Origin of the sequence: Gordonia sp. OPL2 (assembly GCF_003797825.1) — a bacterium.
In the GTDB taxonomy this organism is placed as follows: Bacteria; Actinomycetota; Actinomycetes; order Mycobacteriales; family Mycobacteriaceae; genus Gordonia.
On record NZ_RKME01000031.1, the window covers coordinates 40,257 to 56,501 of the forward strand.

At 64.6% G+C, this 16,245-nt stretch carries 16 protein-coding genes; 14 read left to right on the plus strand and 2 right to left on the minus strand.

The genetic code is table 11. From position 1 onward, the window contains the following. Positions 1–560 precede the first annotated feature (560 nt). From EEB19_RS22340 to EEB19_RS22380, 9 genes are all read left to right on the plus strand, one after another. Positions 561–2,672 (plus strand): FtsK/SpoIIIE domain-containing protein, encoded by a 2,112-nt coding sequence (locus tag EEB19_RS22340; RefSeq protein WP_187589512.1) that lies wholly within the window; start codon positions 561–563, stop codon positions 2,670–2,672. A gap of 31 nt (positions 2,673–2,703) precedes the next feature. Continuing rightward, positions 2,704–3,108 carry a hypothetical protein gene (locus EEB19_RS22345; RefSeq protein WP_187589513.1) on the plus strand — a complete coding sequence of 135 codons (405 nt, stop codon included), beginning with the start codon at positions 2,704–2,706 and terminating at the stop codon, positions 3,106–3,108. A gap of 44 nt (positions 3,109–3,152) precedes the next feature. Further along, positions 3,153–4,322: a hypothetical protein gene (locus EEB19_RS22350; protein WP_187589514.1), complete on the plus strand. Its 1,170-nt coding sequence runs from the start codon at positions 3,153–3,155 to the stop codon at positions 4,320–4,322. Between the two features lie 60 nt (positions 4,323–4,382). Continuing rightward, positions 4,383–5,819 carry a hypothetical protein gene (locus tag EEB19_RS22355; protein WP_262365855.1) on the plus strand — a complete coding sequence of 479 codons (1,437 nt, stop codon included), beginning with the start codon at positions 4,383–4,385 and terminating at the stop codon, positions 5,817–5,819. A 17-nt stretch (positions 5,820–5,836) separates the two neighbouring features. Further along, entirely contained in the window at positions 5,837–6,361 is a 525-nt protein-coding gene (locus EEB19_RS22360; RefSeq protein ID WP_187589515.1) for a hypothetical protein, read from the plus strand. Positions 6,362–6,508: 147 nt separating this feature from the next. Further along, positions 6,509–6,745: a hypothetical protein gene (locus EEB19_RS22365; protein WP_187589516.1), complete on the plus strand. Its 237-nt coding sequence runs from the start codon at positions 6,509–6,511 to the stop codon at positions 6,743–6,745. Continuing rightward, positions 6,742–7,395: a hypothetical protein gene (locus EEB19_RS22370; RefSeq protein WP_187589517.1), complete on the plus strand. Its 654-nt coding sequence runs from the start codon at positions 6,742–6,744 to the stop codon at positions 7,393–7,395. Before EEB19_RS22365 ends, EEB19_RS22370 begins: the two co-directional genes overlap by 4 nt. Positions 7,396–8,129: 734 nt before the next feature. After that, positions 8,130–8,588, plus strand: coding sequence for a hypothetical protein (locus EEB19_RS22375; protein WP_187589518.1), 459 nt, complete (start codon positions 8,130–8,132; stop codon positions 8,586–8,588). 493 nt (positions 8,589–9,081) lie between these two features. Beyond that, complete coding sequence (locus EEB19_RS22380) at positions 9,082–9,528, plus strand: helix-turn-helix transcriptional regulator (protein WP_262365856.1); 447 nt, start codon at positions 9,082–9,084, stop codon at positions 9,526–9,528. A gap of 21 nt (positions 9,529–9,549) precedes the next feature. Here the strand turns inward: EEB19_RS22380 and EEB19_RS22385 are convergent, their stop codons facing one another. Next, on the minus strand, positions 9,550–10,497 hold the full coding sequence (locus tag EEB19_RS22385; RefSeq protein ID WP_187589520.1) for a hypothetical protein: 948 nt from the start codon (positions 10,495–10,497) through the stop codon (positions 9,550–9,552). 285 nt (positions 10,498–10,782) lie between these two features. Here EEB19_RS22385 and EEB19_RS27225 point away from each other — a divergent pair, with 285 nt between their 5' ends. Then, the gene (locus tag EEB19_RS27225; protein WP_369074061.1) at positions 10,783–11,316 is read left to right on the plus strand and encodes a GNAT family N-acetyltransferase; all 534 of its coding nucleotides are present in this window, start codon (positions 10,783–10,785) and stop codon (positions 11,314–11,316) included. Positions 11,317–11,539: 223 nt separating this feature from the next. On the opposite strand, the gene EEB19_RS22395 is transcribed toward EEB19_RS27225, so the two are convergent. Then, complete coding sequence (locus EEB19_RS22395; protein ID WP_262365857.1) at positions 11,540–11,965, minus strand: helix-turn-helix transcriptional regulator; 426 nt, start codon at positions 11,963–11,965, stop codon at positions 11,540–11,542. A 392-nt stretch (positions 11,966–12,357) separates the two neighbouring features. On the opposite strand from EEB19_RS22395, the gene EEB19_RS22400 reads away from it, so the two are divergent. The 4 genes from EEB19_RS22400 to EEB19_RS22415 all read left to right on the plus strand — a co-directional run bounded on the left by EEB19_RS22400 (position 12,358) and on the right by EEB19_RS22415 (position 16,176). Next, entirely contained in the window at positions 12,358–12,849 is a 492-nt protein-coding gene (locus EEB19_RS22400; RefSeq protein WP_187589523.1) for a hypothetical protein, read from the plus strand. Next, complete coding sequence (locus tag EEB19_RS22405; RefSeq protein ID WP_222929970.1) at positions 12,846–13,151, plus strand: WhiB family transcriptional regulator; 306 nt, start codon at positions 12,846–12,848, stop codon at positions 13,149–13,151. Before EEB19_RS22400 ends, EEB19_RS22405 begins: the two co-directional genes overlap by 4 nt. A 980-nt stretch (positions 13,152–14,131) precedes the next feature. Continuing rightward, positions 14,132–14,320: a hypothetical protein gene (locus tag EEB19_RS22410; protein WP_187589524.1), complete on the plus strand. Its 189-nt coding sequence runs from the start codon at positions 14,132–14,134 to the stop codon at positions 14,318–14,320. A 26-nt stretch (positions 14,321–14,346) separates the two neighbouring features. Then, positions 14,347–16,176: a hypothetical protein gene (locus tag EEB19_RS22415; protein WP_187589525.1), complete on the plus strand. Its 1,830-nt coding sequence runs from the start codon at positions 14,347–14,349 to the stop codon at positions 16,174–16,176. The last annotated feature ends 69 nt before the right edge of the window (positions 16,177–16,245 follow it).

Consider the following 16,245-nt stretch of genomic DNA (forward strand, 5'->3'; position numbering starts at 1 on the left):
CGCCGCACCGTCCGATTGGACTCTTGCATGTCGACGTGCTCGCAAAAGTAATTCAGCAACAGCGAAAGTCGCCGTCTGATGCGGGGATCTGACCACTCCCCCTTCGGGGGCAGAGCGGCGGCTCCGGGTCGGGACGACCCTACGCCGCCGCTCTGACGTCTGGGAGACATTTCGCGACATGTTGGCGTGTCGAGTCGATCACCACCGACCGTTTCTGCCGACCAGCCGCGAGGTACACACCCCGACTCGGTCGGACATGTAGATCGTTCGGCGCGGATCAAACACGCAGGATGTGCACTTATTGGCATGCTGTTGTTGTTTGGTGTGCTTAGCTTGTATGCAGTGCACGTAGTCGTCGAGTGATGGGGGTTGTAGCGATGGGAAGTTCGGGGTCCTCTGATCCGGCTGCTCGGTTTGTGCAGCAGGTGGTCGATGACTTCGGTGGTGCGCTGACACAGCGTGCCCAGCGGCCTCGTCAGGGCGGCGGTGACGGTGACGGTGTTCGTCTGCCGTCGTTTGTGCCGGTCAGTCCGGCGGTGGCTGCTGTCACGGTGTTGGCCGTGGAGGCTGATCCTCTCGGTGATTGGCTGCTGAGTACCGCCGGTGATCTGCCTGCGACGGTGCACGTGGTGTCGGTACTCGACCAGCTGTCGGGGTGGCAGGCAGTCGCGGTCACCGCCACGGTGGGGGCAGTCGCCTTGGATGGTCTGCGCTGGTATGGGTTTCGTCATCGCCGCGCGATCACCAACCTGGTTGCTTCGACCACCCACCTGAGTCCGAAACGGGTACGGGTTCGTCATCCCGCGGGCATCACCGCTCCGCGGCGGGCGATCGTGTCGTTCACCGACGGATCGGTCATCAATGACCGGCGTTACGGAGACCTTGTCGATGCACTGACCAAGTACGCCAACCGTTATCGAGGTGACTCGCTGGCCCGCCGGTTGCTGCGGGCGCGGGTGTGGGAGATGCAGGTCGAGTGGCAGGCCGGTAGCGCCCGGTTGGTGATCACCCGTCACGACCCCGAGTCGCAGACCGCAGGGATGAGCCCTATCGTGCAGCGGCTGACCGAACTTCTCGACGAGAAGTTTCCGCTTCCCGAGGCCCGGATCACCGGTATCGATCGTGATGAGAACGGCACTGAGATCGGGTTCACGATCTCCTACAAGACCACTCTGTCAGCGGCCCTCCCGGGGTTGCAGCAGAAGCTGCGGGAGGCGCTGGTCGCCAGTCTGCCCCGCCACGTCACCGAGGACGGGTCGTGGAACTGGTTCGTGGCAATCATCCCCGAAGAGAACCAGCTCACCATCCGGCTGGCCAAGCCTCTGCCCAGCGGCGTGCGGCACCTGCCGCGCAGCATCGACGACTACCGGGAGATGAACGACAAGCAGCTCTACGACATTCCTTACGCCACCGCCGCTGACGGGGTGCTGGCGACCTGGAACATCCACAAGTCCTCGTCTCGCGGTCACGTGCTCGCGGCGGGCCGAACCGGTGGCGGTAAAACCTCGCTGATCCGAACCCTGATCACCGAAGCGATCGCGCGTGGCGTTCCGGTGGCGGGCGCGGTGGATGTGAAGATGCTCGAACTCGACGGCTTCGATCAGTACCCGGGTGTGGCGTCGGTGATCTATCACGTCCGCCAGATCGTGGAGTTCATCAACGCCGTGCACGCGGAGATGGTGGCACGCCGGGAGTTCCTGCACCGTCTGCGTATCCCTGACGAGAACCTGCCGCCGTTCATCGTCGTGCTCGATGAGTTCTTCGTGATGAGCGCGTTCCTCCGCCGAGCAGCGGCCTACAAGGGCGACAAGGACGACCCTGACGACGAGCAGGCCGTGTTGGCGCGGTTCGTCAAGAACTCCAACCCGCTGGGCAAGATCGGTGAGATTCTCGCGCTCATCCGTAGCTTGCAGGGCCGCATCATCCTCGGTGTGCAGCGCCCTGACGCCACCAACTTCGGTGAAGACGCCACTTCGGTGCGCGACAACTTCGGCACCCGCATCTCGCTGTCGAGCCTGTCGCAGCAGGGTGCGGAAATGATGTGGGGTGAGGCCCACGTGGGGCGCGACGTCGACGCCAGCGTGCCCGGTCGGGCCACCGTCGCTGACGCCGAAGGCCGACCGATGCACGCACAGGTGCACTGGACGCCCAACCCCGACATGCATCCCAACCGGTGGAGCCGCCTGGAACCTCCGGACAAGGAGATCGTGACCGCGCTACGCGAGGCCGCCATCGCAGGGGCCCAGTTGCAGAACTTCGTGCCCGAAGTACGTGAGCACCTACAGAAGGTCGGCGGGTTGATCCGCACTCCCGGCGATGGGCCGATCATGGCGTGCTTCTCCTCTGAGATGCGCACCTTCCTCACCGAACAGCGCGAGGCCACCCCCGAACCGCCGGCGCCGATCGCCGGCCTCGACCCGACCACTGCCGGTGACGACGGCGTCTACGCCGCCGACCTGACCGAAGGCATGCGGGTGCACGTCGACGACGACGGAGCCGTCGCCACAGTCGTCGCGGTCACCCGGGTCGGCAAGAAGCTCGTGCGCGCCAAGCTGCGCGATGAGACCAACCCGCGCGTCACCCTCAACGCCGAGTTCGCACCCGACGAAGTCGTCCTCACCGCCGATCCGGGCGAGGCCATCGATCTCGACGACACCAGTTCTGCCGCCTAACCCCACCACCGAAAGAGAGGACACCTCTGTCATGGGCATCCTGCGTTCCATCCTCACCCCCGCTCCCGACGAAGTGGCCGCCGTGCGCACCGCGCTCGACGCCAAAGCCACCAGCGAGCCCGTCGTACGTGAACAGCGCGCCACCCTGTCCAAGCCGGTGCCGACCTGGGCCGCGCGTTTCGACGACAAGACCGAGATCTCTCACACCAGCCTCGACGAACTCGAGGCCGCGATCACCGAACGGTTGCAGCTGCTGGAGACCTACCCCGCCGGGCCGCGGCGAGACAAGGCCATCGAGCGGCATCGCCAAGCTGCCGCCCAGGTCGACGCGTGGCGTCAAGAGCTACCCGCCGACGTCGGCACCGACACCGACACCACCGGCGATACCAGCGAGCACGGCGTCAATCACCACGAGCATGCCCTGTCGGCCATCTGAATCGGCCCCCGGACCCGGCCCCGACTTGATCTGAGGTTTCCCCGATGAGTGCATCCACTGTCGACAACGCAGTGGTGGTCACAATCACCTCGGCCACCACCGCAACCACCACTGACGGCATCGAGTTCAGCGCTATCAACGGCGCCGAGCTCCAGGAACAGATCCTCGACTACGCCCACCACCTCGCGGCCAGCGACGATCAGCCGGTCCTGCTCGAGTTACGCAATCCGGCAACCGGACGCGGCGATGTCATCGAGATGACGCCCTCCGGCGCATGGGAACCCGCCCACGCCGACGACCCAGAACCCGAACATCCCGAGGTCGCGCCGGGAGAGTCCAGCACTGCCTCGCCGGTCGAGATGCCCGAGCCGCCGATCGCTGACGACAACTGGGACGCCGGCGACAGGTCCGGCGGCTCTGCATCCCCGTCGACTGCCGCTGCACCGCCCGCGACCCCGATGACGCAGCCTGCCGCCGATGAGGCCGTAGATCAGTCTGGCGTTGTTGAGACAGCTGTCGAGCAGGACAGTCCCTGGCGGGGTACCACTCCCGGTCATCTCAGCGTCAACGCGAGGCCACGGCCGGCATCCGCTAACGAACGTCGCAGCAGAGGCGCCCACGTGCCGCCACCAGCGGGTGGTCGCCTGCGCACCGTGTGGCAACGCCACCGCATGCCGGTGATGGTGATCGGTCTGATCGCACTGGTCGCCGTCGTGGGGCTCGGGGTCATCGCTGGTCGACTTTTCGGTGCCAGCACGGTCGACTCTGCACCCACCGACCCCGCTGCTGCGATGGCTCCCGCGGCTACGGCTGATCCGACGTCGGATGAGGTCGAATGCCCCTCTCGCACAACCGGTGCGCTCACCACCGGTCGCGACCCCGGCAACCAGACCAGCGGCCCGAACGCGATCAAGGCGTTCAACTACGGCTACTACAAGTGGCGCAGCGGAAACGCGGCACGTGCCGTGGTCTCGTCCAATGCCAAGGTCGGCACCGCCATCACTCTGCAGCGCTACATCGACACACTCGACCCCAACCTGCGCTACTGCCTTGCCATCACCGAGAAGAGCAAGGGCCCCGGTGCCACCACGCTCTACGACGTCGAACACACACTCATCCCGTCCACCGGAGGCGATCGGCAGACATTCCGCCAAGACATCACCACAACCGTGATCGGCGGCAAGTACTGGATCTCCGAGATCGACTCGAAATAGCTCACATCCACGACACCTGCTCTCCCCTAACTGTATTCACCATCACCGAAAGGCACTGACATGATCAACACCTTGCCCAGTCCGGGTCAGGTCATCAACGAGGTGGCGGCGACACCGCCTCGGGCGGTGCGTCGCGGCACAGTACCGCTTGCCCCACCCCCACCGGCTCTGATGCGCAAGCTCATCGCCACGCTGGTCGTCGGCGGCACCCTGACCGGTGCCGCGCTCACCACTGCTCCGGCCTGGGCCATCGAGCAAGGTGGCGCCGACCCGGACGATTCGACTAGCCAGAGCGGCCCCAGCCAGGGCGGCGCCGACCCCGGCCAACCCGACCCCGCTCCCACCACGCCAGCGCCCGAAACGGCCCCGGCGCCGTCCTACGATCCGGGGCCGGGGGCGATCCCCGGACCGCCGCAGGAGGCGCCGTATCAGCCCTACACCCCACCGGTGACCTACACCGAACCCAGTTACAGCGCACCGAACTACTCGGCGCCTAACTACCAGGACTCCTACAATCCGGCGCCGTCGCGGCCGTACACGCTGCCCCGCCCGACCGCTCCGGTGCGTCCGATCGCGGCGCCGCCCAAGACCTTGCGCGTGGGCAACATCATCGTCGAAGAGGACCAGCTCAAGCGTGACGCGCCATGGCTGTCGGACCGCCAGCGCAACTCCATCAACGCCTGGGCCGCCTACGGCGAATCCAAGATCGCCCAAGGATTGATCTCGGTCGGCGTTCCCGAAGACGAAGCGTCGCGGCAGGCTGCGGCCACCATCATCGGTGTCGCGGTCGGCGGCACCACCGGCGCGATCACGGTCGGTGTGCCGGCCGCCGTCGTCGGCGGTGTGGCCGGCGCCGGGATCGGCGCTCTGGCCGGTCTGGCGGTGGGGTCCTTCCCCGCACCGGGCCCACAGACCCTGCCCAGCGTGGGAGCCGGTGCCGCGATCGGCGCCGGGGTCGGCGCGGTCGGGCTCGGTGTTGCAGGTGCAACGATCGGCGCGATCGGCGGCGGCCTCGCCGGCGGCCTGATCGCCCACACCCTCGGCGCGGGTGATCCCGGCGCCAACCCCACCCGCCCGGCACTGCCCGGCGAACCCGACCCGAACCACAAGCCCTCACCGCAGCGACCCGGAACACCGGCACCGCAGCCCAAGCCGCTGCCCAACCCTGGCGGCAATCAGTTCGAGTTCCACGTGCCGCCCGCACAGGCCGGCAAGGCCGGTCTGCCCGGTAACGGGTCGGTGCACTACCAGGTCAACGTCGGTGGAGATGTCAACGCCCAGGCCAGTGTTGGCAATCAGACGGTCACGGCCAACTGGTCCGGCCAGCAAGCCCAAGCCCCCTACAAAGCCCTGGGCAACGCCGCCGCTCAGGCACAGAAAACCGTCACCGATGTCACCCGCCAGGCCACCGACCAGATCGAAAAGGTTGTGCCCGGCGCGCAGGCCCTCTGGCCCCAGGAACACAAGCCCGCACCCGCGCCGGCGGCCAAGCGATGACCCACAAGGAGACGACCATGGCACCCACCTACTCCCGCCCGGTCTCGGTGCAGCGTCACCGCCGCCGCGCCGGCGGTGTGACGCTGCTGGTGCTGGTGCTGTTGACAACCGTGGCAGCCGCTCTGGTGAGCCTGGTGACCGGCACCTCCGGCGCTGCGTCGGCTCGCCCCGCCGAGGCGCCGCGGTTGGCGATCGCCGGCGATGACATCTGGACCCTCGGCAACCACGACAACTGCCGCGGCCCGATCCGTATCAGTGTGAAAACCGATCCGCGCCAACCCGGCAAGGTGTTCGCCACCTACCACCCCGGCCGATTCACCGGCGACGGACCCGGGTGGGCTCACAACCCGGTATGCAAGGTGCGCGTCCAGGCCAACTGGACGTTCCCGGCCATGCTGTTCACCTCCAAGCCAGTGATCGCCGGACCACGCGGCGGCACACCGGTCACCCAGGTGCTGCGCACCGGACCCGGACTGTTCGGCATGGGCTTCGCCACCCCCTACCCACACAAGCCGGTGTCCTACTACCTGCTGGTCCCCTGACCTCCATACGCCCACCCACGTGGTGAGGACTGGCGAAAGGGAGTGGGTTGTGTCGGCACACGTGAGGGGACGGCACACCCACTCCCTTTCGGCATATCTACCAACCGCACTATCTGCCAACCACGTTCGCCCCGGCCACTGATCACCGTGGCCGGGACCTTCCACAACGACGTCGCCTCTCACATCATCACCGCCGGAATCGGGCGCCCGCGACAGGTATTCGGCACTGCCGACATCACCGCCCACACCGACTCGGGCATCCTCGCCGCACTCGCACCCACCGACATCATCGCCTTCGACCAGATCATCGCCGAGATCTACACCGGCGCACTACCGCCACCACCAAGCCGGATAACCCCCCGAGACCGAGGACCACTGCCATGACCGCTGACCGCCACCCCGCTCCTGCTGAGGTCACCCCCGAGGTGCGCGCCCTGGCCGCACAGCCGTTCGTGTACGCCGCCTACCTACGGCTACGTGACCTGCAGCCCCGCATCCTGGCCTCGACCGAGTTCTCGATCGCCATGGACGAAGGCGCCCGAGTCAACGGCATCGCCGCACGACCCGGACACTTCGCCGCCGCCGTCCGCTACCTCGTGGCCACCCTCGGCCCCACACCCACCACCTCCGACACCCCACCACCGGCCGCCGCACCCACGACCACCACGCCTGAGCCTGCGCCGATAGCCGCTATGCCCGGTGCTCGCACCGAGCTGCAAGTGCTCATCGCCCAGCACCAACGCCGCTGCCAGTCGGCCGAACCCGACGTCGACGACGAACAGCGCATCATCCACAAAGCCATGACCGTGCACCTGAGCCGCTGCGACCCCGACTACTGGGGATGCGAGATGACCGGCCTCGACGACACCCAGATCCGCGACCTGATCGTCGCCTCCATCATCGAACGCATCAAAGCCACTGACCACGAGGCCGTCCGCGGACACCTGGACGCCGCATGGATGCTGCTCACCGACCAAGTCGCCCCCACCCTGATCATCGCCACCAGCGCCGACCGCAACCCCCGCAGCGCCTGAGGCCCCGATAAGCCCCGTACACTTAGGAAGACGTCATGACCGGCACTGCGGCAATCGAACTGCGCACCGACTGCGTCTGCCACCACGAGGACCGGCATTGTGAACACTGCTGCTGCCTCGGCTCTGACACCGGGTTCTGCGACGACTGCGCCTTCTACCTCGGGCTGAGCCGCGAGCCACGCGGCCTCCGGTCCAGTGATGGACGATGGCCCAGTTAAGCCTCAACCTCCGCGCCCACGACTTGCCGCCGCGCTGGGGACAGTGACCCGATTGACTGGTCACGCTGGCACCCGATGCCCACGTTCATCATCTGCCCGCCGCCACGCATGCAGACATGCGGTAGCTGTGGTTCGACAAGCGACACACTCACCTGCTCTGGCATCCGCTCCATCACACAACCCCCAATGTCATCCCATCGGCCGATGCTGGCGATGACCCTCGCCTTGCCTGCGGCCGGGCTGCACGCCGTGTCGACCACTACGATGACGCGCGCTAGAAGTCCTCGGAAGCGAGCCTACGGAGGAATGATGGGAATGGGTCGGGAAGCCTTGGTCAAGGGCAGCATTCTTGGAATACTCGCTGTAGCAACAATTGTGGCCGGGTGCGGCGACAACTCTGCGAGTGACGGAGCTCCGCGGACGACCGCACCACCGTCAACTACTTCCCCTTCAACCGAGACAACAGCAACCGGGACGACAGCAACCAGCAGCGAAGATATGCCGCTGCTGCCTCGAGTGAACTCCGACGCCAGCGACAACACGAAGGTGGGTCCGATCGGCAGCATGCAAACCATCTCCGGCGAGGGCTACACCATCCGCGTCCAGGTCAAAGACCCAGCGACCATCCGCCGCGTCAGTTCATCAACTGTGACTGTCTTCGTCCCAGTCTCCATCGACGTCGTCGACGGGAAATTCGACCTGAATCCGACCCACTGGGTTCTGCGCACGCTCAGCGGCCAAGAAGTCAACGGCACCACACTCTCGCAGACACCGACCGCGATCGGTAAAGCAACCGTGACCGGCCACGTGGAAGGCCTCATCCCCTTCATCGACTACAGCTCACCCAGCATCCTCTCCGACGAGGCGTCCTTGTCGCTGATACAGCTAGTCCCCGCCGGATCGGCCGGCGAACCAGCCGGCCAATGGGACTGGCCGCAGCCGACACCCATCAAGACACTGCCCGCTCAGCAGTGATGCCCACCAGGACGCCCCTTTCGGCGTTTGCACACCGACACCTCACAACACTCACGCCCGGTCCACAACTTGTCCGGGCAGGGCGACCTCGAACCTGCGCTCACCCAGACGTGCGGTGATCGCGACGTTGGTGGCGCCAGCGAGCCGCCAGATAGTTCGCCAGAGTCGACAACAACAGGTCCCTCACGTGTCTCCAAGCCCGACACCGCGGCCTGTTGATACCCATCGTGGACCCCTAAACCCGCACTGCGAGAGGAGAACCCTCCAAATGGCCGGCCATGAAAAGCACACGCACCCGCCCCCGGCCGTGAGACCTCGCCGTTGTGACTGCGAGCACCACCACCTCGACCAGCACAGCTGGCACTGCTGCCTGGACCCCCTGCCGGATTCTGCGGCGACTGCCAACTACTGCCTGGACTGCAGGACCACTTGTACTGAGCCATTCACCGACTACGTCCCCGACACATATCAGCACGTCCTATATCGTGCCGATATGGCCACGGGCGGGTTAGAGGACTTCGAACCATCACGACTTGCATTGCTTCGCAAACGAGCTGGCATGACCCGCGCGGACATCGCCGTACGCTGCCGTGTCACCCTCAGCACGGTGCGTAGCTGGGAAGTTGGGCGCAGCATCCCCAGCGAAGCCAACGCAGTTCGCGTCGCCGAAATCCTCGACATCCACCCGGCAGATCTGACAAACACTCCCCGCAATCAGCCCACTCTGAAGCAACTACGTCAATGGCGCGGACTCCGAGGAGAAGATGCAGCCAACACAGCAGGAATCGGAACAACGCCCCTATACTCCGCCGAAACCTACATCTCCCCTATCCCCGATCACATCCGCACATCACTCGCCGCAGCCTACGGCGTCACCGAGAAGCAGATCACCGCAGCGTGGAGACGAGGACGCAAACGCAGGTTCGGCGATATCACGTGATGGTTCGATCTACACTCCCGGTTAGACCGATGGGGCTGCATCTTCCGACAGCCCCGGATGTCCTTGGTCGTCTGCAGGGACCGGATCGGGTTCGTCACTAAAGCCCACTACCCGAAACCTAATAAGCCCCAGTTTCGGGCCTTCCAACGCAGGGTCGTCGACGAGAACTCCGTCAGCGTCTACGACGGTCCAGCCACCACCTATGCGACGCAGCCGAACCCCATTAACCTCAGCGCGTTTGATGGAGCCTTCCAATACTGGAGCTACAGTTGCGAAGATTCGTTCAACATCGGCAGGATGAGGCGTGTCCCTGTTGTCGACCATGCCTTTCCACTGAACCTCCCTGATCGGGTCGGTCAGCCATCGAATCAACCGCACCTTTGCAATGTCGACTAGAACGATGTGGGTATCGGCTGGAGACAAGGTAGGGAGCGCCGACAAAGCTGCCGATTCTAATGTTGGCCAGCTGCCGCCCGGTGGGGCAACATCGTGCGCTATTCCCTTCCGGCCCAAATCTCCAACTTTGTCAGATAGCACGAGATGTACCGCCGCTACTGACTCTTCTGTCTCGAGATACCTAGCCACACAGTGATATCCATCATCGGCATCGATGCCGCCAATGAGGAATCGAATCAACGAGAGGCTATCCTCCGGCTCGAAGACTCGAAAAAACTCCGGCGCAGTGATGGTAGATCGTCCAGTCTCCAGCTCAGGTACGAGAATGTCACCTACCCCAGCAAGATGGATCAGTCGCGTGTCTGTTTCCCAAATGAACCCGGATGCCCTAGGCGGAGCACCAGGCTCAGTTCCGGTTGGTCCCACCCAGGCTTTTGCGCCGAAGAGTTCATGATCTGGACCGTAGATTCCAGCAACAACGACTCTAGTCTTCTCCCCCACTGACCGGTCAACCGTAGATGCGGGAGAGTGCACTCCCAGCTCCGTCACTGCCCCGGCAATAGCGTCACGCACACGCTCAACCATGACTGGCGGCAAGCGTTCACGCAGAACGCGATCGAGACCTCGCAGGTGGGCTCGAGCGCTATGCCCTATCACGCGTCGCGGCGTCTCGGTGTCGAGAAGATCTATGATGATCCATCGCTTATCGTGCATATCGCCCTCAGTTCACCGATCTCAGCTAGAACTGGCTTGGTCCACTAGAAAGGCTACGTGAGTAACACAATCCAGCCGCTCAGCATCGAAGACGTTCCGTCGGCGTGCCACGTGTTATCGTCGGCGTTTGCCGATGACCCGCTTATGACCTCACTATGGCCTGGCCAGACGCGTCGTCACCAAATCTTGCCTCGGTACTTTGAGACCGCCCTTCGATACGACCACGTGCCCCTTGGTGGAGTCCACGCTCTTATCGAGGAGGGCATTATCTCTGCCGTCGCCAATTGGGATCCCCCAGGGCAAGCTCCGGGCCTCCTGGCCTCTGTCCTCAGTGTTCCGCACCACCTCATTGAGTTTCGCCAGCACATCGTGCATGCCGCGCGAACTCGCGCGTTGCTCGAGCAGCACCGCCCGGACACAGCGCACTGGTACTTGGCGCATTTGGCAGTTGCTCCTACGCGACAAGGCGCGGGACTCGGATCGGCTTTACTCGACGAACGTCTGTCGTTGTGTGATGAACGAAGTGAGGCGGCATTTCTCGTATGTACACGTGCAAGAACGCTTGACTTCTACCAGTCACGCGGATTTCAAATCACAGCTCCGATAACACTTCCCGATCGCCATGGTGACACAGGACCGACAGTTTACGGGATGGTCCGGCAACCACAGGCCAAATGAACTGGCCCCTAGAAAATCGTCTGGCCGCGAATCACGTACCCGCAAGTGTGGACCAATGCGACATGCTTAGTTAGAGTGTGGTTCGCGCTCACGCCAACAAGCAGTAGCCGATGGTGTGAGGCACTTCCCGAGGAGCTGAGCTACTCGCTCCACGGTCGACGTAATGGCGGCTTAGTGTCGCCCGTTTGGCCGTGCTTTGGAGGGAAGAACAACTCGCGTGCAATCACATCTCTTCATCGGGTGGTCGAACCCGCGCTCGTTCATACGCCTCCTTGTAGGCGGTCTCGGTGACCCGCAGCGCACGCGCAAGAGTAGACAGCGCAGAGTCAGTGAGCTCAACCTCCCCTCGCTCGATGTACCCCACGGTCGCAGTCGACAGTTTCGCCTCCCTTCCCAGCTCAGGCTGGGTGAGACCAGCAAGAACTCGAAGGTCGGCGGGGTAAGCGTTCGCTGGATCAATCTGCACGACCGTCGAGATAGGGACGTCGAGAAGTTCACACACTTTCCGGAGTACATCCACCTGAGGTGTAGTCGTCCCACTTTCCCAGTGATGCACGGTGCTCCTGCCAACACGCGCGAGTCGGGCAAGCGTCCTGACTGGCATCGTTCCGCGAGCAGCACGCAGAGCTTCAGGGCTGAACCCGCGCATGACCCGACGGCTCACGTTGCCGCCTGCACTGGAGTTGCCCTCACGTGTAGACACTGTGCCGTACCGCCCTTACACTCGCTTCAGGATGTACCACGTGTACATACTATTTATTCGACACTACCGGGAAGGACGGCACTCCACCGGACATAGAAAATCCCGAGCCCACGCGCATCGAGTTTGCAGACCGCGGCGCACGTGGGTCCGGGATTTCACCAAGCCAAGCCGCACGTAAGGGCTCCGGCCGAAATTCAGGCTAGACCTCTCCCGCGGCTCCTGCACACCCTCATTCAGGAGCACCCCGATATGAAACTGTTCCGATATGGAAAGGGTGTCGGCGCGCTGACCACGCCGATGCCGCGCAGATATCTCGCCGAAATGGGGGGTGCTGCAGCATGACGAACACAACTGCGTTCAATGGCGCTGCCACGTCGGTGCTCTCAGTTGCAGCACCAACACCACAGCCAGAAACACTCGACTGGACCACCCCATTCACGGTGGCTGAGTTCCCGCACATGGTCCTGGCGGTAGCTGGGACTGTGCACACTCCTCGGGGCCAGGAGTTGTCCGCGGACAGCGCGTTCACCACTGGAGTGGCATTGCTCGCGGCTGCTTGGTGGGCGGGCTTCCGCGACACCAATCCCTTCACCGACGTCGATCGGACCGATGTGGTGGTCCTACCGGCGCCAGCAACACCTTCCTGGGGAGACCCTGGCTATCTCTACTTCTTCTTTCCCGGCAGCTATGTCGCTGTCCGCCCCGAGGCCGGCGCCGTGATTGTCGGAGACGGCACCACGTTGACAGCCTCCTTGGCGTGGGCCGAAGGCGCGGCGACGGTGGCGGCTGCACGATTCGTCGCTACCTCAGATGAGGCGGTGGTGGCGTGAACGCCGGCTATCGCCGCATCGGAGGATGGGCAGACCTCGCGGCCGAAATCCTCGATATCGATCCCTCACCTCGAGACTGGGTCCGTGACGCAATCTGCTCACAAACCGATCCCGACATCTTCTTTCCCGAGGTCGGACGGCCGACCGCGGCCGCCAGGCTGGTCTGTCAGGCATGCCCCGTTAAGGCTGCCTGCGAAGAGTGGGCTACCGATGCTGGTGAGCGTTTCGGTGTGTGGGGCGGCGTCAACGCCCGAGCCCGTGGTCACGCCAAGGTAGCTTCCACTACGCCGAAGGCCAGCTGATGGTCATCGATCAACCGACGCCGTGCGCTCGGAGGCCGGCGCACTGGGATCTCGATTTCCTCGTCCACTCCCCCGCCACTGCAACTCAGTCACTCGTAGCGTGCCTGCGTTGCCCAGCGTTACGGGCGTGTCGACAGGACCTCACCGAGAGCGGCATCACCCCACGCGGACTGATTTGGGCAGCTGATGCCTACGACGATGACGGTGACCGTATCTCCGCCCAGTCGCTCGTGGCGTATCTGCGGCGGCGGCCGAAGCCTGACCGTCGCACTGCCCCTGGAGCCGCCGCGTGATCTTCCGAGCCGACGTTCCGAGGTTGGCGACCTGTGGCGCGCCTCCATCGTCGAAGGTCACGGTCGTGAAACGATCACGCTTGGACCTATGTCTACTTCCAGTAAGGAGGGTTCCGTCATGTAGCGAACTGCACGCGAATGTCTTGCGCAGCAATGGTTTTGCCCGTAGCGGGGCCGAACGTTCACCGCCGTAGGACACCAGCAGAGAAATAACTACACAGTGACGGAGACACCGGTCCCCCCGAAGGGGAGTACACGGATTTCGAGTGGGGAGCGAAGTTAGCCGCTTCGCTTCACCCCGAAGAACGGTTCGGACTCTAGCTACCAACTAGACCCCGGAGCCTCCCTTTACAGGAAGGAATTGCCGCCTCAGGCACTTCTGATGGTAAAGCACACCTTCGACACGGGCAACTACCGCGTTCGTGTCGCGCCATCTGCACACCCCACCACCTCATCACCGCAGGTCAAGACGCTCGTCGTGACGTGTGGTGAGGTTTGTGTGGGAACGCCCCGAGAACCGATTCGGTGACCACCGGGGCCTACGCCCCCGCTACCGCTGATTACGACACTGCTTCTGCCGCTTCCTTATCGATGGCGGCCGCGTGTAGTGCTCGCTCGGCGCTAGCGACTGCGGGCGCACACACGACACCTGCGGCGATCGCGCACGCCCAGCACACGGTCGCCACCATGTTGGCGCGTTGCGGCACGCTGAGCCTGACGCAGCTGGTCGCGGCCGTTGACGAGCCGATGGCCACGGTGGTCGATGCCGTGCTGGTCCTCGTTGACGCCGACTCCGCTGATGTGTGGCGTGACCGCGTCGATGGGCACGTGGTCGTCGGCGCCCGCCCGGCCGCGGCGATGGGCGCGCGGCGATGACCGCCGTCCTCGACACTCGGGCGCCCGTGGCCGATACACAGAAGCCCTGGCGAACCGGTGGACGGTCGAATCAGCTTGCCCTGTGCCGTTTCCTGGCCGCCCCAGAAGCGGAGGCACCGTCTCGGCTGTTGGTGCGTTCGGAGATCGACAATGAGCCGATCGCCGTCGCGGCCGGCGACATCGCCGAGATGTTCCGTCGACTCGACGACGAACACCGACCGGGCGGTGTGGTCGCTCCGTTCCGGTCGGATCTACTGCCGATCGATCTCGACAGGTGCGCCAGCCTGGTGTTGCCCGAGCTGTGCGAGGCCGCCGACACGGTCGGGGCGGTCCTGGTCTATCTGGCAGCCTCCGGCTCACCGGACTCCCGCCACACGGCGTGGGCCTTCCCCACTGCCCAGGCCCGCACCGTTTTCGTCGAGGCGGTAGCGGCAGTGCGTGCCTGGGCTGGTCTGGACACCCGGGCGGTCGATGTCGTGACCGGTGGACGCGCGCTACGCCTGCCGGGGTCAGCCTCATTCAAGCGCGACGGTGGCATCTGTGCGCCGTGTGACCTCGACGGCGAGCCAATCGAACCGGCCGCTGCACTCAAGCACGCCCAGACCGCATTGGCCGAACTCGATCGTCGGCACACCGCTGCACTCGACGCGGCCGGCGCCGACGGCCGCCACAAGACGACCCGCGCACCGCAGGAAACACCGCAGCAGTCCTCTCCCGCCCTGAGCCGGTCCGTGTCGGTATCAGGGTCCTGGCGGCCGCGGAAACCGTTCACTACCCAGCAACAGGCCGCGCTGGATGCACGGCCGAAGCCGGGTCAGCGCTCGGAGGCTGCCGTCGCGGCGTGGCGGGCCCTGTGGGAGGTCAACGTCCGTGACTGGGACGACGCCGAACCGTTCTTCGACCGCCCGGTCTTCGCCAAGTACCGCAGCCGGGCCGATCGCGGACGAGTGTTCTGGCAGGCCCAGGTCGATCGCTGGACCAACTACCGCGGCTCGGTCGATCCGGCCGATCAGCTCCTGTGTGACCAGTGGTTGGAGCACGCGAGCAGCTGGATTGATCGCCCCGACCTCGAAGCCGCCCTGTGCGCACTCATCTACCACCGCTTTACTGACGGCCGCGGGACCAGCTGTCGCCCGATCGCGTGCCGGGACCTGGCCGGGTGGCTGCATGCCGGGATCGATCCCTCCACCGCGAATGAGCAACTCCGCACCCTCGTCGAGTACGGGGTTTTACGCCTGGATCTCCGATCAGGTCTCGATATCGACCGCACCGAAGCACACCACTACACACTGCTACCAGTAGGAATCGAGGAGAAGGAGCTTTACCGAGGGGATTCTCCACAAGACAGGACACCCCCTAAGGGCCCCCACCCCCACCCCCTACCCCCGCTACACCCGCTATGGGCCGCTCTAGGCCAGCGTTGCCGCCAGCTCTACCAGCTCCTGCAGCACTCCCCCGCGACCTCCACCACAGCTCTGGCGGCTGCCTGCGGCCTGCCCCGCGGAGACCACAGCTACGGCGCCCTGTCCCGCTTGCACAAGCTGGTCGGCGCAGGTCTGATCGTCCGCACTGGCCACGGCCGGGCCACGGCCTGGACCTGCACCAGCCTTCCCCTCGATGACGCCGCCGACGCGCTCGGTGTCGGCGCGCGCGCCCGGGCTGCAGGCGAGGTCACCGATGCTGAACGGAGGGTCTGGCATGCGCCTGACCGGGACGAACGCCGTCGCGCGCTCGCGGTACTCGACGAGCTGCGCCACGCCTGCGACGACATCACCACAGCCCATCCAGACCTGTCTCTATACACATCTCCGAGCCCACGAGACCGATCAGTAACTCGTATGCCGTCTTCTGCTTGAAAAAAAAAACAAGCATAGCACGAACTTCCTGATGATCAAGAAACTTCAAGGGCGTTTAGCTTCCTTCGA

Bases quoted from the DNA above. Each gene is read 5' to 3' on its own strand.
- EEB19_RS22345 (WP_187589513.1), top strand. From the start codon at position 2,704: ATGGGCATCCTGCGTTCCATCCTCACCCCCGCTCCCGACGAAGTGGCC.
- EEB19_RS22350 (WP_187589514.1), top strand. From the start codon at position 3,153: ATGAGTGCATCCACTGTCGACAACGCAGTGGTGGTCACAATCACCTCG.
- EEB19_RS22355 (WP_262365855.1), top strand. From the start codon at position 4,383: ATGATCAACACCTTGCCCAGTCCGGGTCAGGTCATCAACGAGGTGGCG.
- EEB19_RS22360 (WP_187589515.1), top strand. From the start codon at position 5,837: ATGGCACCCACCTACTCCCGCCCGGTCTCGGTGCAGCGTCACCGCCGC.
- EEB19_RS22370 (WP_187589517.1), top strand. From the start codon at position 6,742: ATGACCGCTGACCGCCACCCCGCTCCTGCTGAGGTCACCCCCGAGGTG.
- EEB19_RS22380 (WP_262365856.1), top strand. From the start codon at position 9,082: ATGGCCACGGGCGGGTTAGAGGACTTCGAACCATCACGACTTGCATTG.
- EEB19_RS27225 (WP_369074061.1), top strand. From the start codon at position 10,783: ATGACCTCACTATGGCCTGGCCAGACGCGTCGTCACCAAATCTTGCCT.
- EEB19_RS22395 (WP_262365857.1), bottom strand. From the start codon at position 11,965: ATGCGCGGGTTCAGCCCTGAAGCTCTGCGTGCTGCTCGCGGAACGATG.
- EEB19_RS22400 (WP_187589523.1), top strand. From the start codon at position 12,358: ATGACGAACACAACTGCGTTCAATGGCGCTGCCACGTCGGTGCTCTCA.
- EEB19_RS22410 (WP_187589524.1), top strand. From the start codon at position 14,132: ATGTTGGCGCGTTGCGGCACGCTGAGCCTGACGCAGCTGGTCGCGGCC.